General features: G+C 55.3%; 18 protein-coding genes, 1 tRNA gene and 2 other annotated features. Of the genes, 17 read left to right on the forward strand and 2 right to left on the reverse strand.

The window, feature by feature from the left end:
- Positions 1–62: 62 nt before the first annotated feature.
- Positions 63–286, forward strand: a binding site (T-box leader).
- Between the two features lie 46 nt (positions 287–332).
- From thrS to HPY58_08400, 16 genes are all read left to right on the forward strand, one after another.
- Positions 333–2261: a threonine--tRNA ligase gene (gene thrS / locus HPY58_08325; GenBank protein NPV29641.1), complete on the forward strand. Its 1929-nt coding sequence runs from the start codon at positions 333–335 to the stop codon at positions 2259–2261.
- A 59-nt stretch (positions 2262–2320) separates the two neighbouring features.
- Positions 2321–2445: a sequence feature (ribosomal protein L20 leader region), on the forward strand.
- A 43-nt stretch (positions 2446–2488) separates the two neighbouring features.
- Entirely contained in the window at positions 2489–3031 is a 543-nt protein-coding gene (locus HPY58_08330) for a translation initiation factor IF-3 (GenBank protein NPV29642.1), read from the forward strand.
- Entirely contained in the window at positions 3024–3221 is a 198-nt protein-coding gene (rpmI, locus tag HPY58_08335) for a 50S ribosomal protein L35 (GenBank protein NPV29643.1), read from the forward strand. The genes HPY58_08330 and rpmI overlap by 8 nt, the downstream gene beginning before the upstream one ends.
- A 22-nt stretch (positions 3222–3243) precedes the next feature.
- Complete coding sequence (gene rplT / locus HPY58_08340) at positions 3244–3597, forward strand: 50S ribosomal protein L20 (GenBank protein ID NPV29644.1); 354 nt, start codon at positions 3244–3246, stop codon at positions 3595–3597.
- An 88-nt stretch (positions 3598–3685) separates the two neighbouring features.
- Entirely contained in the window at positions 3686–4480 is a 795-nt protein-coding gene (locus HPY58_08345) for an RNA methyltransferase (GenBank protein ID NPV29645.1), read from the forward strand.
- 547 nt (positions 4481–5027) lie between these two features.
- A complete protein-coding gene (pheS, locus tag HPY58_08350) occupies positions 5028–6050 on the forward strand; it encodes a phenylalanine--tRNA ligase subunit alpha (GenBank protein NPV29646.1) in 1023 nt (340 codons plus the stop codon).
- A 14-nt stretch (positions 6051–6064) separates the two neighbouring features.
- Positions 6065–8479, forward strand: coding sequence for a phenylalanine--tRNA ligase subunit beta (locus tag HPY58_08355; GenBank protein ID NPV29647.1), 2415 nt, complete (start codon positions 6065–6067; stop codon positions 8477–8479).
- Between the two features lie 68 nt (positions 8480–8547).
- Positions 8548–8832 carry a cell division protein ZapA gene (gene zapA / locus HPY58_08360; GenBank protein ID NPV29648.1) on the forward strand — a complete coding sequence of 95 codons (285 nt, stop codon included), beginning with the start codon at positions 8548–8550 and terminating at the stop codon, positions 8830–8832.
- Between the two features lie 33 nt (positions 8833–8865).
- Positions 8866–10581 (forward strand): DNA polymerase/3'-5' exonuclease PolX, encoded by a 1716-nt coding sequence (gene polX / locus HPY58_08365; GenBank protein ID NPV29649.1) that lies wholly within the window; start codon positions 8866–8868, stop codon positions 10579–10581.
- Positions 10582–10600: 19 nt separating this feature from the next.
- Positions 10601–11542, forward strand: a complete 942-nt coding sequence (locus tag HPY58_08370; GenBank protein NPV29650.1) for a metalloenzyme — start codon at positions 10601–10603, stop codon at positions 11540–11542.
- Positions 11543–11553: 11 nt separating this feature from the next.
- Positions 11554–12510, forward strand: a complete 957-nt coding sequence (locus tag HPY58_08375; protein NPV29651.1) for an NGG1p interacting factor NIF3 — start codon at positions 11554–11556, stop codon at positions 12508–12510.
- 75 nt (positions 12511–12585) lie between these two features.
- Positions 12586–13029 carry a fluoride efflux transporter CrcB gene (gene crcB, locus HPY58_08380; protein NPV29652.1) on the forward strand — a complete coding sequence of 148 codons (444 nt, stop codon included), beginning with the start codon at positions 12586–12588 and terminating at the stop codon, positions 13027–13029.
- Entirely contained in the window at positions 13026–13406 is a 381-nt protein-coding gene (gene crcB, locus HPY58_08385; protein NPV29653.1) for a fluoride efflux transporter CrcB, read from the forward strand. The genes crcB (HPY58_08380) and crcB (HPY58_08385) overlap by 4 nt, the downstream gene beginning before the upstream one ends.
- A gap of 33 nt (positions 13407–13439) precedes the next feature.
- Entirely contained in the window at positions 13440–13760 is a 321-nt protein-coding gene (locus tag HPY58_08390; GenBank protein ID NPV29654.1) for a DUF190 domain-containing protein, read from the forward strand.
- 4 nt (positions 13761–13764) lie between these two features.
- Positions 13765–16332: a U32 family peptidase gene (locus HPY58_08395; protein NPV29655.1), complete on the forward strand. Its 2568-nt coding sequence runs from the start codon at positions 13765–13767 to the stop codon at positions 16330–16332.
- A complete protein-coding gene (locus tag HPY58_08400; GenBank protein ID NPV29656.1) occupies positions 16325–18685 on the forward strand; it encodes an endonuclease MutS2 in 2361 nt (786 codons plus the stop codon). The genes HPY58_08395 and HPY58_08400 overlap by 8 nt, the downstream gene beginning before the upstream one ends.
- Before the next feature lie 71 nt (positions 18686–18756).
- On the opposite strand, the gene HPY58_08405 is transcribed toward HPY58_08400, so the two are convergent.
- Both HPY58_08405 and HPY58_08410 read right to left on the reverse strand, forming a co-directional pair.
- Positions 18757–21282 carry a penicillin-binding protein 1A gene (locus HPY58_08405; GenBank protein NPV29657.1) on the reverse strand — a complete coding sequence of 842 codons (2526 nt, stop codon included), beginning with the start codon at positions 21280–21282 and terminating at the stop codon, positions 18757–18759.
- Positions 21283–21395: 113 nt separating this feature from the next.
- Complete coding sequence (locus HPY58_08410) at positions 21396–22133, reverse strand: GntR family transcriptional regulator (GenBank protein NPV29658.1); 738 nt, start codon at positions 22131–22133, stop codon at positions 21396–21398.
- 167 nt (positions 22134–22300) lie between these two features.
- On the opposite strand from HPY58_08410, the gene HPY58_08415 reads away from it, so the two are divergent.
- Positions 22301–22388 (forward strand) — tRNA-Leu (locus tag HPY58_08415).
- Positions 22389–22439 lie beyond the last annotated feature (51 nt).

Below are 22439 nucleotides of genomic sequence, written 5' to 3' on the forward strand. Positions count from 1 at the left end.
AAATTGCTTTATCCGCCTTATAATTGCTCCGTAGGCAAACCTTCCGTAAAGTTAATATGGAAAAACGCACGATGAAGGGAAGAGTACCTTTACACTGGCCCCAGAGAGGAGGTGCAGCTTGCTGGAAGCACCTCTGGCAAAAGGTAAAGGGAAAACCACCCCGGAGGGTTCTCTGAAAAGCAGCACGCGTTAAGGAGAACGGCGGCACTCCGTTAGATGTGCAGACGAGAGGGCGGTCAAAAACCGTCAATTGGGGTGGAACCGCGAGGAAAATCTCGTCCCCGGTGGGGGATGAGATTTTTTATTTTAAAAGATCATCAGGAGGATGTGGTATGAAGGAGAATCTCGAACAGGGTCTAATCCCGGTTATTCTGAAGGATGGAAGTGTTTGCGAGGTCCCGCCCGGGAGCACCTGGGGTGATGTTGCTGCCGGGATCAGCAGAAGGCTAGCCAGAGAGGCGGTCGTGGCCAGGGTTGACGGGGAACTCCGGGATCTCCAGAGCCCTGCCCGGGCCGGGGAGAAGGTAGAGTTTCTCACTTTTGAGGCTGAAGCAGGGAGGGCGGTTTACCGCCACACTTCCGCCCACATTCTCGCCCAGGCAGTGAAGCGCCTTTTTCCCGAAGCCAGGCTCGCGATAGGTCCTGCCATTGAAGACGGTTTTTATTACGATTTTGACCTCGACCATTCCTTTACACCCGAAGATCTCGTGCGGATTGAGGCGGAAATGAAGAAGATTATCCAGGCGGACTACCCTGTGGTAAGAAGGGAAGTATCCCGCGCCGAGGCGGAGGAGTATTTTAAAAATCGGGGAGAAACGTACAAACTGGAGTTAATTCAGGAATTGCCTCCTGATGCCGGGATTAGTCTTTATCAGCAGGGGGAGTTTACAGATCTTTGTTTGGGGCCCCACCTGCCCCGGACGGGCATGGTCGGAGCCCTGAAATTGCTCAGCGTCGCCGGGGCCTACTGGCGCGGAAGCGAAAAGAACAAGATGCTCCAGCGGATCTACGGCACTTCATTCCCCAGACAGAAGGATCTGGAGGAGTACCTCAACCGTTTGGAGGAGGCAAAACGAAGGGACCACCGGAAGCTGGGGCAGGAGCTGGACCTCTTCGGCATCGTCGGGGAAGGGCCGGGATTCCCCTTCTTTTACCCGCGGGGGATGATTATCCGGACCGAGCTGGAAAACTTTTGGAGGGAGGAGCACCGGCGCCGGGGCTACCAGGAAATTAAAAGTCCGGTAATCCTGCACCGTTCGCTCTGGGAAAGGTCAGGCCACTGGGATCTGTATAAAGAAAACATGTACTTTTTAAAGATCGATGACGAAGACTTTGCCGTCAAGCCGATGAACTGCCCCGGCGCCATTCTTTATTATAAAACAAGGCTTCATTCTTATCGCGAATTCCCGCTCCGCATCGCTGAACTCGGCCTGGTGCACCGCCATGAACGTTCCGGTGTTCTGCACGGCCTTTTGCGGGTCCGCTGCTTTACCCAGGACGATGCCCACATCTTCATGCTTCCCAGTCAGGTGACAGATGAAATCATCGGAGTGATTGACCTTGTTGATTATTTTTACAGAACCTTTAATTTTCCTTACCGCGTAGAGTTGTCAACAAGGCCGGAGAAGGCCCTGGGCTCCCAGGAGGTTTGGGATCAGGCAACCCGGAGTTTAAGGGAGGCATTGGATAAAAAAGGAATTTCTTATCGGGTGAACGAAGGCGAAGGCGCCTTTTACGGCCCGAAAATCGACTTCCACCTGGAGGACTCGCTCGGACGAAGCTGGCAGTGCGGGACAATTCAGCTGGACTTCGTGAATCCTGAAAATTTCGATCTCACCTACATTGGAGAAGATGGGCAGAAACACAGACCGGTTATGATTCACCGGGTTGTTTTCGGGAGCATCGAGCGTTTTTTGGGGATCCTTACAGAGCACTATGGCGGGGCCTTTCCTGTCTGGCTGGCTCCCGTTCAGGTGAAAATAATTTCCGTTGCCTCCCGCCATGCTCCCTATGCGCATGAAGTCGCAAGATTTCTCGAAACAAGAGGAATCAGAGTGGAAGTGGATGATCGGAACGAGAGGGTGGGTTACAAGATCAGGGAGGGCGAACTCGAAAAGGTTCCGTATTTACTTGTCGTTGGTGACCAGGAAGTGGAGGCAGGAGTCGTAAGGGTAAGGGCGCGCGGCCTGGGGGATCAGGGTCCTGCCGTTCTGGAGCAGTTTTTCCGGCAGCTTCGGGAAGAAATCGAACAGAAGCAATGATTGACATGAACAAAACCTCGTGTTATACTAAACTCGGCTTTATTTCAGGAAGATCTGGCATGACAAAGCAGAAGCCACTCGCTTCTCACCTTAGGGCGCGTTGCTGCTAAGGTTCCCGGAGAAAAAAACCGGAAAAAGTTGCCTGGATCAAAAGCGGGTGGGATGCCCGCTTTTTGTCGTATTTTTTGCTGCATCTTAAATGTTCCTGCCCAAGGAGGTGACACCTGATTAACAAAGATTTACGGGTTAACGAAGAAATCCGTGCCCGGGAAGTTCGTTTAGTGAACAGCGACGGTCAGCAACTCGGAATTATGCCCCTCAAAGAGGGACTCCGCGTCGCAATGGAGCAGGGTCTGGACCTGGTCGAGGTAGCCCCGCACGCCAAACCCCCCGTCTGCCGGATTATGGATTACGGAAAGTACAAGTACGAGCAGAGCAAAAGGGAGCGGGAAGCCCGCAAGAAGCAGCGCATTATCAATGTAAAAGAGTTGAAGTTGCGGCCCAATATCGAAGAACACGACTTTCGGGTTAAGGTTAAGAACGCCCAGCGCTTCCTGATGGACGGGGATAAGGTCAAGATTACTTTGATGTTTCGGGGACGCGAGATCTCCCATGCCGAGTTGGGGCACAACCTCTGTCTCAGATTCTACGAGCAGGTGCGGGACCTGGCGGTTATGGAGAAAGAGCCGAAAATCGAAGGAAGAAACATGATCATGATCCTGGCGCCGAAAAACCAGGAGCAGGTGAAAGGAGATTTAAGAGATGCCTAAAATGAAAACTCATCGGGGCGCAGCAAAAAGGTTTAAACGGACTGCGAACGGACTCTGGAAGCGGGCAAGAGCATGGAAAAGCCACCTTTTGGCGAAGAAATCAAGCAGACGAAAGCGCCGGCTCCGGCACCCTGACCTGATCAGCGCTGCGGACCGGAAGCGGGTAGAGAGGCTTTTGCCTTATCTGTAAAAATTTAAGGAGGTTTTTGGTCATGGCGAGAGTAAAAGGCGGTCCGGTAACACGGCGCCGGCATAAAAAAATCCTAAAGCTTGCCCGTGGTTACCGGGGGGCAAAGAGCAAGTTATACCGCCCGGCACGCGAGCAGGTAATGAAATCCCTTTTTTATGCTTATGTGCACAGAAGGCTGCGGAAGCGGGATTTCCGGAAGTTGTGGATTACCAGGATCAACGCCGCTGCTCGTCTAAACGGGCTGTCTTACAGCAGATTTATGAACGGTTTGAAGAAGGCCGGGGTTGCCGTCAACCGGAAGATGCTTGCGGAGCTGGCCGTCAACGATGAGGCTGCTTTTGGAAAACTGGTAGATCTTGCGAAAAAGCACCTGTAGTTTGATATTTTTCTCCACACGAGTATGGTGTCCAGCCATACTTTTTTTATGGCCTTAACCAAATCCATCAGAGGAAGGGTGGCTCCTTGTGGAGCAGATGTTGAAAAAACAGGTGCTGCAGTTTGCCCGCAATCTGAAAAAACGAAGTGCACGCGAGGCCGGACGGCGCTTCCTTATCGAAGGGCCGAACTTTGTGGCGGAGGCCTTAAAAGCGGGGGTGTGCCTCGATTTTATTCTTTATACGGAAAAAATCCTGCGGCGGGAAAAAGGGAGAAATGTTCTCCAGCAGGCCCGCCTGCGCCGGATTCCTTCTTTCCTGATCGGAGAGCGGGAATTTCAAAGGCTTTCGGAGACAGAAACTCCCCAGGGGATTCTCGCGGTGGGAGCAAAGCCGGTCTGGCGGGAAGAGGAACTGCTTGCACAGCCCGAAGGAATATTTCTTGCCCTCGACGGCATCCAGGACCCGGGCAATCTGGGGACGATCATCAGGACCGGGGACGGAGTTGGGGTGAGTGCTGTTTACCTGGGGCGGGGGACGGTTGATCTGTATAACCCCAAGGTCCTCCGGGCAACGATGGGGTCGATTTTCCGCGTCCCTGCATTTTCTAAGGTAGACCTCTCTGAACTGCTTGAAAAAATGAGACGGCTGAACGTTTTTATTGTTGCCTCTGTTCCTCATGCCGGGGTGGCGTATTTTAGGGCAAACTTGAGGCACTCCCGCCTTGTCCTGGTCATCGGCAACGAGGCGCGGGGGATTAGCGCGGAACTCAAAACCTTGGCAGATGAAATTGTGAGCATTCCCACCCGACCTGAGGTTGACTCGCTAAACGCAGCAGTCGCGGCATCCCTGATCCTCTATGAAATTTACCGCCAGAAATCCTGAAAATTTTTAAAATGTCCAAAACCCCCGCGGCCGGGGGCGCCCCGGTCAAGTAGCTGTTGTGGGGAAGCAGAAGGTTGTGATATAATCCTGTCAAGGATGAAAGGAATTTTTCTGAGAGGATGTGGCCTTTTGTCCCTTCCGGCGCGCTTTTTCTGGCGTTTATTTGAATCAACCGGATCTGTTTATGCTTATATCCTTTACCGCAAGTTTTTGCTTCAATAACTTGAAATGCAAAAATCGGGTTGTAAAGAGTTATACCGGAAACGACCATGCCCGGGAGAGTAGGAATTGCCGGGTTCTTTCAGGGAGGTTGCACCCCAGACTGAAAGTGCGGCCAGAACCCGCATTCTGAAGTTCACCCGGAAGTCGCAGTGCTGAACGTTTTGAAGACCAGTAGGTGCTGCCGGTCTTCCCGTTAAAGAAGCATTGCCCTAAAGAGGGCCTCAGGGCCAAGAAGGGTGGTACCGCGCGGGCAAGACGAGCCTCCGTCCCTTGTGAACGGAGGTTTCTTTTTTATATTTTATTGTTGGGGGTGGATTTGAAAAAAATGGAGCAGAAGATACGCCAGATTAAGGAAAATGCTCTGTCAGAGCTGGAAAAGGCGCAGACTAAGGACTCGCTTCAAGCCGTAAGAATTAAGTATCTCGGCAAGAAAGGAGAGCTGACAGGGGTTTTGAGAGAGATGGGGGGCCTCCCTCCGGAAGAGCGCCCCAGGCTTGGCCAGCTTGCGAACGAGGTGCGAACCTTTCTCGAAAGCGAAATTGGCCGGAGGCTTTCAATTTTAGCCGAAAGAGAGAAGCAAAAGAAGCTGGAATCCGAAGTGATTGATGTAACCCTGCCGGGGCGCCCCCTGCGCCGGGGCCGCAAACACCCTCTAACCCTTGTCCTGGACGAAATCAAGCAGATTTTTACGGCAATGGGATTTGAAATTGCCGAAGGGCCTGAGGTCGAGTGGGATTATTACAACTTCGAAGCATTAAATATTCCTAAGGGGCACCCCGCCCGGGACATGCAGGATTCCTTTTATATCACCGGTGAAATCCTGCTGCGGACCCACACCTCACCGGTTCAGGTGCGCACCCTGGAGAAAACGGTTCCCCGTGTTCCGGTGCGGATTATCGCGCCGGGAAAAGTCTACCGGAGGGATGATGATGCCACCCATTCTCCGATGTTTCACCAGGTGGAGGGCCTGCTGGTTGACAGGCGGTGCACCTTCGGCGACTTGAAGGGAGTCCTGCTGGCCTTTGCCCGCCAGATGTTCGGAGAGGACCGGGAAATCCGGCTGCGGCCGAGCTTTTTCCCTTTTACCGAACCCAGTGCCGAGGTTGATATCTCCTGCATCAGGTGCCGGGGAGAGGGGTGCCGGGTGTGCGCGGGAACGGGCTGGCTTGAAATACTGGGGGCAGGAATGGTGCACCCCAAAGTTCTTGAAAATGTTGGTTACGATCCGGAAGAGGTGGTGGGTTTTGCCTTCGGCATGGGAGTTGAGCGGATTGCCATGTTAAAGTATGGAATTAGCGACCTGCGCCTCTTTTTTGAAAATGACATCCGGTTCTTGCACCAGTTTTAAGGGGGAATGAAATTTTGCGCGTCTCGTATCACTGGCTGAAAGATTACATAGATCTCAATCTTTCTGCAGAGGAACTGGCGGAAAAGTTGACAATGGCGGGCCTCGCCGTGGAGGGAGTGGCCCCTCCGGTGCCCGGTTTAGAGCAGATTGTTGTGGGTAAAATTACTGCGCTTGCTCCCCACCCCAACTCGGAACACCTTTTGATATGCAGAGTGGAAACAGGTGCCGGAGTTTTGCAAATCGTGAGTGGGGCCCCTAACCTGGAGGTCGGGATTAACGTTGCCGTGGCGCGTCCAGGGACGACTCTGCCCTCCGGGATGCAGGTAACAAGCCGTTTCATTAGAGGAATAGCTTCAGAGGGCCTCCTCTGTTCTGGTGCCGAGTTGGGCACCCAGGAATGGGGATACGGAGACGAGCGGGGGGTGCTTGTTCTGGACCCCGAGATTCCGCCGGGTACGAGGCTCGACCGCGCCCTTGGCCTCGATGACCAGATCCTGGAATTTGATTTAACTCCCAACAGGGGAGACTGCCTGGCGGTTGTCAATATCGCCCGGGAGGCCAGTGCGCTTACGGGCGGGAGGCTGGATTTTCCCGAAATCAGAGTTCACGAGAGCGGAGAGCGCACGGAAAACTTCATCCGGGTGGAAATCGCGGAGCCTGCCCTGTGCCGGCGCTATGCGGGCCGGATCGTGCGCAACGTGAAAATCGCTCCTTCGCCTCCCTGGCTCCGTTACAGGCTCAGGGCCGCCGGGATCAGGCCGATCAACAATATTGTTGATGTAACAAACTACGTGATGCTGGAGCTGGGCCAGCCCCTCCATGCCTTCGACTACGACCGCCTGCAGGGGGCTCAAATCATCGTGCGCCGGGCGCGGCCCGGGGAGAAACTGGTTTCCCTGGATGGAGTTACAAGGGTTTTAAATGAAGAGATGCTGGTGATTGCAGATGCCCGCACACCCGTTGCCCTGGCGGGCATCATGGGCGGGCTGGCCAGCGAAGTGACGGAGCAAACGCGCACCGTGCTCTTGGAAGCAGCCTACTTCGATCCCTTAAACATCAGGCGTACCGCGAAGCTTCTTGACATGCGGACCGAGTCTTCCCTGCGCTTTGAAAAGGGGATTAATCTTGATGGTGTCGTGCGGGCGCTCAACCGGGCGGCGCAGCTGATTGAACAGCTGGGTGCCGGAACTGTTGCGGCAGGGGTGGTCGACGAGTACATTCGCCCCGCTGCACCCCTTGCAATCCGGCTCAGAACTGCACGGGTGAACCATGTGCTGGGCACCAGTTTAACCCGGGCCGAGGTCCAGGAAATTTTGAGCAGGCTTGGCTTCATTTGCGAACTCTGCGGCCCGGACAGCCTCCTTGTAAACATTCCCCCCTATCGGGTTGATATCGGGGAAGAGATCGATCTAATCGAAGAAGTGGCCAGGCTTTACGGCTACGACCGGATCCGGGCGACAATCCCTGTTGGGGTTCTTTCTCAGGGGGTGCGCCGGCGGGATGAGGAGATAAAGGATTTAGTTGCTGAAGTGATGCTCAGCGCAGGTCTTGATGAAGCCATCACCTACAGCTTCATTAATGAGGGTTCCCTGGCAAGACTTGGACTCCCCGAAGAGAGCCCTTACCGGCAGGTAGTTCGCCTTAAAAATCCCCTCCGGGAAGAGCAGGGGGTTCTGCGCCCCCTCCTCCTGCCCGGTTTACTTGAAACGATTGCTTATAATTACAAGCATAAGCTGACGAATTTGGGTTTCTTTGAGCTGGGGAAGATTTTCGAGCCGGCCGGGGAGGGAGAACTCCCGCACGAAAAGTTCCATTTGGGGATTGCCGTATGTGGTGAAACTGATCGGGGCTGGCAGGAGCCGGGACAGGTGCGCGATTTTTACGAGGTCAAGGGGATCGTGGAGCATCTTCTGGCAACTTTGGGCATTAAAGACTTTGCTTTCCTGCCCTGGCGTGATTTCCCTCCTCTCCACCCCGGGCGCGCGGCGCAAATTTTTGTCGGTTCCCTGGAGGTGGGTTTCCTCGGGGAGCTGCACCCTGATGTTCTGGAAAATTTGGAAATTTCTGCCCGGGTTGTTGGATGCGAACTTGATCTGGCAAAAATCTTACCCCTGGCCGATTTGCGGAAGGTTTTTGAACCGCTCCCGCGCTACCCGGGCATCACCAGAGACCTTGCGGTTGTGGCTCCGCTTGAGGTGCCGGCCGCACGGATCACCGAGGTGATCAGGAAGGCAGGGGGTTCGCTCTTGAGAGAATGCCGGCTCTTTGATGTTTACCAGGGTCCTCAGGTGCCTGCAGGATCCCGGAGCCTCGCTTATTCGTTGTTTTTCCAGTCGCCCGACCGCACCCTGACCGACGAAGAAGTGTCGGCGATTCACCGGCAGATTCTTGAGGCCCTTGCCGCCCAGACGGGTGCAAGGCTCAGGTAAAGGCGGCAGGAATTCACTTTTCAAAGGGAGAAACATAACATATCAGGCGACCTGAGGGGAGGTTAATCATGGCCGGTAGGGAACAGGAACCCGGAGAAGAAAAAAGCAGGGTGACGGTTAAAATTTATGGAGAAGAGTATGTGGTGAAGGGATACGCGGAGCCCGAGTACATTGAAGGGATTGCTGCTTACGTTGATAAAAAAATGCGCCTGATCGGGCAAAAAAACCCCCATCTTTCGGTAAGCAAAGTGGCCGTGTTAGCTGCTTTAAACATCGCCGATGAGCTGACCAGGCTCCAGGAGGACTACGACAGCCTGGTGAGGCTGCTGGAGGAAGAAAAATCCCTGAAGTAGTTTAAACCGAAAAACCGAATTGGGAGACATCCGATGACCAATTGGGAGATAGGCCAGGTTTTTGACGAAATTGCAGATCTTCTGGAAATCCTCGGGGAGAATCCCTTTAAGGCCCGGGCTTATCGCAGGGCTGCCCGCGTCCTGGAAAACACCTACCTTGACGTAGAGCGGCTGGTGAAGGAAGACAGGCTTGAAGAGCTTCCCGGAATCGGGTCGGCGCTGGCGGCAAAGATTAAGGAACTTGTGGAAACAGGGGAGCTCCGCTATTACAAGGACCTAAAGCAGAAGGTGCCTCCGGGCCTCCGGGAAATGCTGCAGATTCCTGGAGTGGGAGCAAAGACCGTTCAGATGTTGTACCAGCACCTCCGCCTCGCTTCACTTGAAGAACTGGAGGCTGCCGCGAGGGCGCGGCGCCTTCGGGAGTTGCCAGGCATTGGCAAAAAAACCGAGGAGGCGATTTTGCGTGGAATTGAATCCATGCGGGAGCGCCAGAAACGCTATCCCCTGCATATTGCCACCGCAGTTGCGCGGGAAATCAAGAAATACCTGGAAAAGCAGGTGATGGTCGAAAAGGTGGAAGTTGCCGGAAGCTACCGGCGGGGGAAGGAAACCGTAGGAGATCTGGATTTCGTTGTGGCTGCCGACCATCCCTCCCTTGTTGTGAAGAAATTCGTTGAGGCTCCCTGGGTGCAGGAAGTCGTGGCAGAAGGAGAAATGAAGACAACGGTGCTTACCCGTTGGGGGATCCAGGCAGATCTTCTTGCAGTAAAACCGCCTCTTTTTATTTCGGCTCTTCAGCATTTTACCGGCTCCCCTGCCCATAACATCTCCCTGCGTGAGAGGGCGCGCGAGCAGGGTTGGAAAATCAGCGAATACGGGATTTTTCAAGGAGGGAAGCCTTGCCATCCGGAGTCAGAGGAGGATTTCTACAAACTTTTGGGAATGTCTTACATTCCTCCGGAATTGAGGGAGGACCAGGGGGAAATCGAGGCGGCCCAGCTTGATAAGCTCCCCCGTCTGGTTGAAAAAACGGATATCAAAGGGGATCTCCATGTTCACAGCGACTGGAGCGATGGGGTGAACACCCTTGAGGAGCTGGCGCTGGCAGCCCGGGCGCGGGGTTACCAGTATCTGGCGATTACCGACCATTCGAAGTCGCTGGGTGTTACCCATGGCCTTACGGAGGAGAAGCTGCTCCAGCAGCGGGATGCGATCTCCCGGTTGAATCAGGAGCTTAAAGGTTTTCGCCTGCTGGCCGGAATCGAGGTCGACATTCTCTCGAACGCGAAGCTGGATTTCGATGATAAAATTTTGGCGGAAATGGACCTCGTGGTTGCCTCCATTCATTCCGGTTTTAAACAGGACCGGGAAAGCTTAACCGAACGGATCATTGCGGCCCTGAAAAACGAACATGTGGATATTCTCGGACACCCTACCGGACGCCTGCTGGGGCGCAGAGATCCCTATCCTCTGGATATCACGCGGGTTTTGGAGGCGGCTGCAAAAACGGGAACAGCACTAGAAATTAACGCCTCTCCCGACCGCCTCGACCTCAAAGACGTTTATATCCGGGAGGGAAAAGAGTTGGGGGTACTTTTTGCGGTGAACACAGATGCCCACGAAATTTCCTACCTGGATGATATGCAGTACGGCGTTCTTACTGCACGGCGGGGGTGGGCCGAGGCAAAGGATATCATCAATACCTTTTCTTATCAAAAATTAAAGAGGTGGCTGAAAAAAAGAGGGTAGCAATGGGGTTGCACAGGCAATGAAGGTGCTCATGGTCTTTCTGGACGGTTTTGGTTTAGGGGAGCCGGATGAGATAAAAAATCCCTACGTCACGGCGCATACCCCCTTTCTGGACGAGATTTTAGGCGGACACTTCCTTTACCGGAGAGAGGACCCGCTCATAACCCCCCATGCGGCGATGATCCCGACAGAAACCGGGTTGGGAATTCCCGGTCTTCCCCAGAGCGCTTCGGGGCAGACAACCCTCTGGACGGGGGTCAATGCCGCGGCTCGGGTTGGGTTCCATGTGAACGGTTATCCAACGGGGCCCTTGATTAAAATTTTAGAAGAGGCCAGCATTTTCAAAAGACTCAAAGATTCTGGAAAAAGGGTGGCCTTCGCCAACGCCTACCGCCCCGAATATTTCGAGCAGGTGGCGCGGCGCCGGCGGCGCCACTCTACCTCTACGGTGGCTGCGCTGAGCGCCGGTTTAACCCTGCGTACCCTGGACGACCTCCGCTGCGGGAGGGCTGTCTACCAGGATATCACCAACGAAATTCTCTCCAGTTTGGGTTACGAGGTGCCCGTGATTTCTCCCGAAGAGGCGGGAGCGAGGCTGGCCAGGCTTGCCGCCGGCTACGACTTCACTTTGTTTGAGTATTTCCAGACCGATATTACCGGACACCGCCAGGATTTTTCCCGGGCCCAGCGCCTTTTTAGCCTGCTGGATGCTTTTCTAAAAGCTGTTGCCGATCATCTTGATCCCCGCGAGTTTCTTTTGCTGGTGGTGAGCGACCACGGCAACATCGAAGATTTGTCAGCAGGCGCCCATACTGTCAATCCGGTTCCCACCCTGATCATCGGCCGGGAAGCGGGGAGGTTCTGCGGTTTGGTGAACTCCCTGGAGGATATTACTCCTCTTGTTTTTGAAATACTAAGCGGGGAACGCAATTGCGGCAAACAGAGCCTTTTCACCAGTTAAGGGGGGATTTTGTGTTAATTCGGGAGATCTACGAACTGGCGCTGCAAAAGGGAATGGCGTCGGATCCGCGCGGGGAGGCCGAGGTTGCAAGAATTCTGGAAAAGCAGCGCAAGGAGTACGAGGAGCTGAAGGAAAGCGAGAAAAAGGAGTTTGATTTGGAGAAGCTGAAAAATCCTTACAGCGACACCCGGATTTTAAACGGCGACGAAGACCGGGAGGTCCGGGGAGTCTTGAGCGGAATCGATATCGAGGTCGGAGAAGTTCTCCTGGCCGACCGCTTGCGGGAAAAGGGGAGGCAGATCGATCTCATTATCTCTCACCATCCTGAGGGGAAGGCAATGGCCGCCCTCTATGAAGTGATGCACCTCCAGGAGGATATTTTAAACCGTTTAGGGGTGCCGATTAACGTTGCCGAGGGGATTTTGGCGGGGAGAATCGCCGAGGTCGCCCGCCGGCTGCTGCCCCTCAACCACAACCGCGCTGTCGATGTTGCAAGGCTTCTCGATCTCCCTTTGATGTGCGTGCATACCCCGGCCGATAATTTGGTGACAAAGTTTCTGGAGCAGTTTTTTGCAGAAAAGGCTCCCGAGACTGTGGGAGATATCCTCAAGACCCTCAAGGAGTTGCCCGAGTACCGGGAGGCGGTTAAGGTTAACGCCGGCCCAAAGGTGCTTGTTGGCAGCGAAAAAAAGCGGGCCGGGAAGATCTTTGTGGACATGACGGGCGGCACCGGCGGGGCCAAAGAGGCATTTGAAAAACTGGCAACAGCAGGGGTTGGAACGGTTGTCTGCATGCACATCTCTGAAGAGCACCGAAAAGAGGCGGAAAAACACCACATCAACGTGGTTGTGGCAGGCCACATCGCCAGCGACTCGCTGGGAATGAACCTTTTCCTGGACGAACTGGACCGGCGGGGAATTGAAATCTTTGCCTGCTCGGGTTTGATCCGGGTAAGCCGGGTCGAGTAAAACTCAACTCTGGGGGAAGAATGATTTCAGGAGGAAGCCCTGGAAAGAACCGGGGCTGAACTGGAGGATAGGCGCATGGAATTTTTTTGGGTAGGCCTGGGCGGCTTTTTTGGGGCCCTGGCCCGTTACGGGGTAGGAGAGGTGTTTCGCTTTTTGGGCAGCGGCTTTCCTTACGGTACGATGGCGGCGAATATTACCGGAAGCTTCCTTTTGGGTTTTATTCAGGTCCTGGCCCTCGAGAGGTTTTTGCTGAGCCCCCGCCTGCGCCTTCTGCTGGGAGTCGGTTTTTGCGGTGCGTACACCACCTTTTCTACCTTTACAAAGGAGACTTTTAAGCTCATCCATAGCAGGCTCCTGTTTGAGGCTCTTTTCTATGTTGGGGGAACGGTTATCCTGTGTTTGCTGGGGGCGTGGCTGGGTGTGGTTGCAGGAAGGGTTCTCTTTGCTCTGGAAAGCAGGGAGCTTGCGGGTAAGCTGAGTCAAACCCCTGGAGAAAATTTCGGGAATGGGGAGAAATGATGGCTCTTTTCTTGCTCAGCGTCGGTCTTGGAGGGGTTGCGGGTGCACTGGCACGTTATTACGCGGGACGCACCATCATGGAAAAGTGGGGCCGCACTTTTCCTCTGGGAACCTTTTTCGTGAACGTGACCGGTTCCTTTCTCCTTTGCATGATTTATGCCTGGACGGTTAAAGGGGGAGCCTTTCCACCTTTTTTGGAGGCCGCCCTGACAACCGGATTTCTCGGTGCCTATACGACTTTTTCCACTTATGCCTACGAAACTGTTAAGCTCCTGGAGGATCGGGAAAATTTGACGGCTTTTGCTTATGCAATTGGGAGTGTGCTGCTGGGGCTGGGGGCCGGTTGGCTGGGTTTGCTGGCGGGCTTCTGCTTGTAACAGAACTTTACCCTTTGTAGAGGAGGAAAAGGAATGCTGGAAAAGGGTTCGGCTAAGCTTTTAAAAATTTATACCGGGGAAAATGAACACTGGGAGGGCCATGCCCTTTATCACGCCCTTGTCCTCAAGTTCCGGGAACTCGGCCTGGCCGGAGCAACCGTTTACCGGGGGATGGAGGGGTATGGGCCGGAAAAGAGGCTGCGTACCAGCAGGATCCTGGACCTGTCGGTTGACCTGCCCATCATTATCGAGGTTGTTGACACCGAAGCGAATATTAACAGGGTTTTGCCTCTCGTGAAGGAGGCGGTGCAAAAGGGACTGATAATTATCAGCGATGTGGAGGTTGTAAAGTAGAATAATGCAAAAAAAGAAGCCGGAACTGCTTGCTCCTGCAGGTGACCCCCAGTCTCTTCGGGCTGCTGTAGAAAATGGAGCCGATGCCGTTTATTTGGGGGGGAAGTCCTTCGGGGCGCGCGCCTACGCAGAAAACTTTACCCGGGAAGAGCTTGCTGAAGCCCTCCGGTACGCCCATGTGCGGGGCGTGAAGGTTTACGTTACGGTTAATACCCTGGTTGACAACAGGGAATTCGGGAAGCTGGCCGATTACCTGTTTTTTTTGTATCAGGCAGGGGTGGATGCCCTGCTCGTCCAGGATTTGGGGGTGGCCAGGTTTGCGAGAAGCCTGCTTCCCGATTTTCCCCTCCACGGCAGCACTCAGATGACCGTTCACAATGCGGCAGGGGTCAGGTTTCTTGCCGGGCTTGGCTTTGCGCGGGTTGTCCTCGCCCGGGAGACCTCTTTTGCGGATTTGCGGGAGATCAGGCGGCAGGCGCCTCTGGAACTGGAGGTCTTCGTCCACGGGGCACTCTGCATTTGCTACTCCGGCCAGTGTCTTTTCAGCAGTCTGGTGGGGGGGCGGAGCGGAAACCGGGGCCGCTGCGCCCAGCCCTGCAGGCTTCCTTACGCTCTAGTCGACGGGAGAGGGAGGAACCTCGGCGCCGCCTGTTCCGGTGAACATCTGCTGAGCCCCAAGGACCTCATGCTCCTTCGGGAGCTTCCGGCTCTCGTTCAGCTCGGCATTGATGCCTTGAAGATTGAAGGGCGGATGAAGCGGCCGGAGTACGTGGCAACAGTAGTGAGAATCTACCGGAACGCCCTTGAGAGGGCCTTCCGGGACCCTGAGCATTACGAAGTGAGCCCGGATGAGGTTCGGGAACTGGCCCAGATCTTCAACCGGGGGTTCACCACCGGGTATTTTTACGGAAACCCGCGCCAGGCCTTAGTGGGCTACCACAGGCCCAGCAACCGCGGTCTTTACCTGGGGCGCGTCATTCAGGCAGATCCTAAAGAGGGCAGGGTTGCCTTCCGGACCCGGCTTCCGCTCCGGATCGGAGATGGGGTTGAGTTCTGGACAGGAGGGGGAAGGGAGGGTATGACGGTTTCCGGCCTTTTCGTCCGGGGAAGCTTTCGCAAAGAAGCGGAGCCGGGAAGCGAAGTGGAGCTTAGCGTTCCTTTTTCTGTGAGGCCGGGGGACCGGGTCTTTAAGACCCACGATCAGAAGTTGATTCGGCTGGCACGGGAATCTTTTACCGGGCCCTCGCGGCGGAGGGTGCCGATTGTTGTGAAGGTTCGCGCCCGAAAGGGAGAGCCCTTGCTTCTTGAGGCCTGGGATCCCGAAGGTCTTCACGCTGCGGTAAAGGGTAATCTCATCGGGGAGCGCGCCCTCAAGCACCCGCTCACACCGGAGGTGCTAAGGGCCCAGGTGGACCGCCTGGGGAACACTCCCTTTGCCCTTGCCGAACTTGAATGCGAAATCGAGCAGGACGTGATTTTTCCTGTGAGCGAAATCAACGCCGTCCGCCGCTCTCTTGTTGCTGCCCTCGCGGAGGCCCGGCTTCGGAGATTTGAACGCGTTCTGCCGGAAGAGGTTCGCAGCCGGGAAGCTTCTTTTTGGGACGCGTTGAGGATTCGGGCCAGAACCGCCGGAAAACCCCCTCGAAGGCCCCTGCTTGCGGTTGCCGTAGGCGACTATGCCGGCCTGGAGGCGGCCCTTGCCGGGGGTGCAGATGTTCTGTATTTTGGCGGTGTTTCTTTCCGGGGAAGGGAAGCCTGGGACCGGGAACGGATCGCGCGGGGTGCGGCGCTGTGCCGGAATCAGGGAGCTGCTGCCTGCCTGATCCTTCCCCGCATCTGGCAGGAGCGGGACCGGGCAGCCGTAAACGAATGCCTTGAAAGGGCGCAAGAGTTTAATTTTGACGGGGTGCTTGCAGGTGATCTGGGAGGCCTCTTTCTTGCTCTCCGCAAAAGTTTCCCGGTTGTGACCGACTTTTCGATCCCGGTTTTTAACGATGCCGCAGTTCTCCTGCTTCTAGAGCTGGGTGGGATGCGGTTTACGCTTTCTCCCGAGCTGAACCGGGAGCAGCTCCAAAATTTTGTTTTTCGGGAAACGACATTCCTCGAGTTGCTGGTACACGGTACAATTCCTGTCATGATCAGCGAACACTGCGCAGCGGGGGCGGTGACCTCAGGGGGGAATGGCTGTCATCGGGTTTGTCAGAAAACCCCGTGTTATTTAAAGGACCGCCGGGGATACCTCTTCCCCCTCATCATGGATGAAAACTGCCGGATGACCCTTTACAACGCCCGGGAACTCTGCCTGATTGAGCACCTTGATGAAATTTTAAGAGGTGGCTGCGGCGCCATCAGGCTGGAACTTCGTTTTTACCGGGCGGAACTCGTCCGGGAAATTACCGCGATTTACCGCGAGGCCTGTGATTTGATTCAGGCAGGCCGCTGGGAGAAGGAGCGGGGGAGGAAAGCCTGGGACCGCCTGGCCCGGCTGGCACCTCTGGGTTTGACCCGGGGCCACTATTTCCGCGGCGTCCTGGATGAAGATGGGGAAGGGGCGGAAGGTCTGGATGGATAGGTATACACTCAAAAAACTTGAGTTCCATAAAATAAAGGAAATGCTGGAGGCTGCCTGCAGCACCCCCTTGGGGATTCCCCGCGTCCAGAATTTGGAACCAACAGGCGAGTCTTTCGAGGAGGTTCTGAGCGGCCAGGCGGAAACTTCAGAAGCAGTTCATGTGCTCCGGTTGCAGCCGGATTTGAGTTTTGAAGGGGTTCATGACCTGGCCCCTTTTCTGAGGCGCGCCGTGGTCGGTGGAGTTCTCGAACCGCGGGAACTTTTGCTCTGCCGGGATACGCTGGCGGCGGCGGAAAGAATTAAAAAAGATCTTGCGCGCCTTCAAAAAAGCGCTCCGCACCTTGGCGAGAGAGCCGCAGGTCTGGAAGCGTGCAAGCCCCTTCAGGAAAAGATTGATCTGTGCCTCCTTCCCGGGGGAGAGATTGCCGATGCGGCTTCTCCCACCCTGGCCCGCCTGCGGAGGCAGATAAAGGATCTGGAGGCCAGGGCGCGCGCCCAGCTGGACGAAGTCCTCACCAGGCCGGAGTGGAGCAGGTTTCTCCAGGAGCCGATCTTTACCGTCCGGGGGGACCGCTACGTGGTCCCTGTCAAGCAGGAGTACCGCAACCAGTTCCCCGGTCTCATCCACGATCAATCGGCAAGCGGTGCCACCGTCTTTATGGAACCCCTGCCGCTTGTCAGGCTGATGAACGAACTGGCAGCTGCGCGGGCGGCTGCCCAGCAGGAGGAATTCCGGATCCTGGAAGAACTGACAAGACTGGTGGCTGCTTACCACGAGGAAATACAAAAAAACCTTGAGCTCCTGGGAAAGCTGGACTTTGCCTTTGCTAAAGGGCGCTTGAGCATCAGGCTTAAGGGGCGCGAACCCCAGTTTGCCGGAGAGGGTTGCCTTGTGCTCCGGGGAGCACGCCACCCGCTGCTGAAGGGGGAAGTGGTTCCCCTGGATATCCGGCTGGGAAAGGACTTTGACTGCCTGGTGATTACCGGGCCTAATACGGGGGGGAAGACGGTGGCCTTAAAAACGGTGGGCCTCCTCGTCCTCATGGCCCAGGCGGGGCTTCACATTCCTGCGGAGGAGGGGACTGTCCTTCCTTTTCTCCAGAATGTTTTTGCCGATATCGGAGATGAGCAGAGCATCGAGCAATCTCTCAGCACTTTTTCGGGCCACATGAAGAATATCGTCAGGATCCTTCAGGATGCCGGAAAGGGGTCTCTGGTGCTTTTGGATGAACTCGGGGCGGGAACCGACCCCGAGCAGGGCGCTGCCCTGGGGATGGCGATCCTGGAATATCTGATGCAGAAGGGCGCTTTGACCATCGCCACTACACACTACAGCGAGCTCAAGATTTTTGCGTATGCAAGGCCGCGCGCCGAGAACGCCTGTGTTGAGTTCGACAGCAAAACCCTGCAGCCCACCTACCGGCTCTCCATCGGGGTTCCGGGCGAGAGCAATGCCTTTGAAATCGCCCGGCGATTGGGGCTTTTTCCGGAGGTTGTGGCGCGTGCCCGGGACTTCCTGAAGCCGGAGCAGCGCGAGCTTTCCGAGTTGATCCAGCATCTCAAAGAGGACCAGGCCGCTGCCTCCGCAGCCCGGTATGAAGCCGAACAATTGCGCCGCGAAGTGGAGCAGCTGCGCAATAAGATTCAGCGGGAAGAAGAAAAAATCCGGGAGAAGGAAAGAGAGGTCCTGACAAAAGCCGCCTGGGAGGCCCGGGAGCTGGTTCGCACCGCACGCCGGGAGGCGGAGCAGTTGATTCGCACCCTGAGGGAGCAGCAGAGGCTGGGGGTTCAGGAAAGACTCAAGAGCGCCCAGGCGGTAAGAAGCAAACTTCGGGGCCTCGCAGAAAAAATTGAGGAACAGGCGGGCGAAGGGAGACTTCTCGCCCCGGGCGAGGTGATCGAAGACTTGAAACCTGGCGAAACCGTAGAAATCCCCCGCTTTAAGCAGCAGGGGGTTGTGCTTGAGAAGCCCACACCCCAGGGAGAAGTAATGGTCCAGGTTGGTGTTCTTAAATTGAACCTCCCTGTAACAGAACTGCGCAGGGCCCCCAAAACAGAAAAGCCCCGGGACGATACCAGGAGATTGCCGGATCTGGAGCAAAGAGCTGCAGTGGCACCAGAGCTGGATTTCCGGGGGCTCAGGGTTGAAGAAGCACTGGAAAAGGTTGATAGATACCTGGATGCGGCCTATTTAGCCGGCCTCAGCAAGGTTTCCCTGATCCACGGAAAGGGGACGGGGGCGCTGCGGGAGGCGATCCGCAGCTACCTTGCCAAACACCCCTTTGTGGCATCCTACCGCTCCGGAGGTTACTATGAAGGAGGGGCCGGGGTTACCATCGTCGAGTTCAAGTAAGCAGTGCCCGGCGGTGCTTTATTCGAATTCTTCCTGCTATCGCCGTTGGTTTCGGATCCTGCCTGTTTGTTTTAGTAATTCGTTGTTAAGTCCTGTGATTCTCTCCTCCGTGCTTCCAGGCCGGGCACCCACTGCCCGGTATTTGGTTCCCTTTGCTGGGGCTGGCTACCCTGGTTCCGGATGAAGGGAAGATTTAAAAGATCTGTTTTCTTTACCTGGTGATCTGGAAGCGAGCAGCGCAGCTGCGGAACCTCGCCGGCCGGGTATTCCCGCTCCTCTACAAATTCGGGAGGGCACCCTCCTGTTTCAAGCAGTCCAGGTTGATTCGCTAAATACGGAATTCCGTTGTGCCGCGGGTCGGTGCAGACTTTAACCCTGACCTTTTGCTCCGGTCCGATTCCGCTCCCATGCACCGTGCAGACCTGGGTGGGCAACTCCTCCCGCGCGTCTTCCGGTTTTACTTTTCCGTAGGGTTTTGGTCTTTTTAGAAAAACTCCACTGATGCGATTTGGGCAGTAAGGACCCGCCAGCTGTCCGGAGTCGGGGCAGATTTCTGCCCGGACGTGGACGTTGCAGGTTTGGGTTGGCACCGTCCCCTGCACAAACAGTTCGCTGATCAGGTCGCTTTCGGGGCAGAAGGCATTTGGGAGAAGCCCGGATTTGCCGCAGACCGTAGCCCGCACAAGGCCGGGGGGCTGCCGGAACTCCCGGATTGGGAGACCCGCGGTTGCCTTTTGCATCACTGTTTGCCAGATCTGGGCCGGAAAATTCCCTCCGTAAACCCCCTTCATTCCCTCTTCTTTGTCGAATCCCATCCAGACTGCTGCCGTGAACTCCGGGGTGTAGCCCACGAACCAGGCGTCTACGTCCCCCGAGGTGGTACCTGTTTTTCCTGCGACCGGGCGGTTTAACTGGGCCCTTCTTCCGGTTCCCGCTCTGACTACAGTGCGGAGCAAATCAGTTATGATGTAGGCTGTTTGCTCCGACATCACGACGCGCTGTTGAGGATGGGCTTCGTAAAGGACGTTCCCATTCCGGTCCTCGATTTTCCTTACTGCATGGGGGGGGATGTAAATTCCCTGATTTGCAAAGGCCGCGTATGCTCCCGCCATTTCCAGGGGAGAAATCCCGTAGGTGATCCCTCCCAGGGCCAGGGAGAGGTACCGGTCGCGTACGGGGTCGAGGCTTGTTATTCCCAGTTTTTTAGCAAATTCGTATCCGTAATCAACCCCAATGAGGTGAAGGAGATTTACGGCATAGGTGTTGATGGACCACTGGACCGCGACGCGCATCGGAATTAAACCCCGGTATCTGCCGTCATAGTTGTAAAATGTTTTACTGCCGTAGGTTGCCGGCACGTCGTCAAGAACCAGGGCTGTTGTATATCCCTTTTCCAGGGCGGGAACATAAACCACTATCGGCTTGATGGCGGAGCCAGGCTGGCGTTTGGCCTGGGTCGCCCGGTTGAAAGAGCGGAGCTGGGAGCCGCCGCGCTTGCGCCCTCCTACAAGAGCCTGAATTTCTCCGTTGTGGTGATCCAGGAGCACCATTGCTCCCTGCACCTGTTGTCTGTTTTGATCTGGGGGAAAGTAAGAATCGTTTGCGAAAACCTCTTCCATTTTCTGCTGGACCTGGGTATTCAGAGATGTATAAATTTTCAGGCCACCCCGGAATACCAGGTTTTGGCTTGCCTCCCGCGTCAGGCCCTGCTGCTGGAGAATCGCTTCTGTTTCGCTGATGACGTGGTCGGTGAAATAAGGATAGCGGTACGTATTTGTGAGCGCCCCTTCGTTGAGTTTTAACTTTTCGGCTTTCGCGCGTGCAGCTTCATGAGGGGTGATCTTGCCGTGCTCGACCATAAGGTCGAGCACAAGTTCCTGGCGCTGTTTTGCCAGTTCCGGGTTGCTGAGGGGGTTGTAATTATTGGGGCTCTTAACGATCCCTGCCAGCATGGCGCTTTCTGCAAGGGAGAGCTCCTTCGCGTTTTTGCCAAAATACAGCTGGGCTGCTGTCTGGATGCCATAAGCGCCGTTTCCAAAGTAAATCCGGTTCAAGTAGAATTCGAGAATCTCTTCTTTTGAGTAGCGGCGCTCAACTTCCAGGGCGAGAATCGCCTCCTGGATTTTGCGCTTGAATGTTTTTTCAGAGCTGAGGAAGGCGTTTTTCACAAGCTGCTGGGTGATCGTGCTCCCCCCCTCTGTTCCGATTCCTCCTTTGATATTGGCAATCAGGGCGCGTCCGATCGCCTTTATGTCAACTCCAAAGTGTTCATAGAAGCGTTCATCTTCTACCGCGATGAAAGCAGCAGGGAGGTAGGGGGGGAGTTCGGCAAGGGGAACCGGGGTGCGGTTTTCCTCGGCAAATACCTTGGCAGCAGGACGTCCGTACTTATCGTAAATAACTGTGGATTCGCTGCCGGCCAGCTTTGCAGGGTCCCAAGCCGGCAGGGTTGCAATTGCCCCGGCAAAGTAGCCGCAGCCTACACCTAAAAGGCTGAGGCCCGTTAACAGCAGGATAAGAAGCGCGACCCGGGAGAACTTTAATTTCCTCTTTTTGCTTTTTTTTAGCTGGTGAGCTTCTGTCTCTCTGAGCGGCATTTTCCTTCCTCCGCAACCCTGGGAAATCTGGTGGTTTCTAGTCCTATCTATGCAGGCTCTTGCTGTAATTATAACACAAAATAGCCTGCGGACTCCCTTTCCAAAAGAAGCCCTTAATCCCGGAAGCTCGAATCCCGGGGTTCGGTTAGTGCGGGCGAGAGCCCTGTAACCGGAGTGAGATTCAGTTCTCTGGTATGTTCAATTGCCTCCGGGGGGGCGATGACAATGAGGATGTCGCCCGGCTGGATGACTGTATGGGCTTCAGGTGAAACGATTTCTTTGCCGTTGCGCTGGATTGCGAGGACCGTCCCTCCTGTGCGGGCGCGAAACTGGACATCCTCCAGGCTTTTTCCTGCCAGTGGGGAGTTGTTTTCCACCCGGAACTCCTGAATTCGCTGAAGGCGTGTTGCCATTTTAAAGGTATAATCCAGGAGTTCGTTTGTAAGGCGGGCGATTTCTAAATCCAGTCTGCTTCTCTCTTCCAGGTATGTGTACAGGCGCTTTTGGATGTCTGCTAGGATCTGGCGCTGGCCGTATTCCGCCAGGTAGTTTTCTGCAGCTGCCGGGGACCGTACCGTGACCCCGACTCCGGGGTGGAGTTCCACGATTCCTCTTTCTTCTAAAATGGCAAGGGCGCGGCGGATTGTTTCGGGCGAGACGCTGTACCTTCCCGCAAGAGAGGAACGGCCGAAGATCCGCTGCCCCTCCTGATACTCACCCCTTACGATCCTGGTGGCAATGTCTACGGCGATGTTAATGTAGCGGGCTGAACGACTTCGATGCAGACTCTCGGGCACTTCCAGGTCATCCTTTCTTGAAGCTTTCTTGCTCTCTTGTAAAGTATAGCACATCGAATTTCCCCCTGAAAGATTAATTAATCAGAGTTATTTTGTGTTCGCTTTCTGCGCATTCAGAGATCCTTTGAACCGCCTCCTTCAGGCTGAAAACCCTTGAAAAAGAGAGGGGGGTCGGGTATAATATGCTTGACAGCCTTCAAAGGAATATTTTAAGGCTCAGTGCCGAAGTGGCGGAACTGGCAGACGCGGCGGACTCAAAATCCGCTGGGGCCCTACCCCGTGTGGGTTCGACTCCCACCTTCGGCACCAGGAAAATCAAGGCTTCAGGGCCTTTTGTGGCGGCGCGGTGTTGCCGCCTTT

This window comes from Bacillota bacterium (assembly GCA_013177945.1).
Taxonomy (GTDB): Bacteria; Bacillota; DSM-12270; order Thermacetogeniales; family Thermacetogeniaceae; genus Ch130.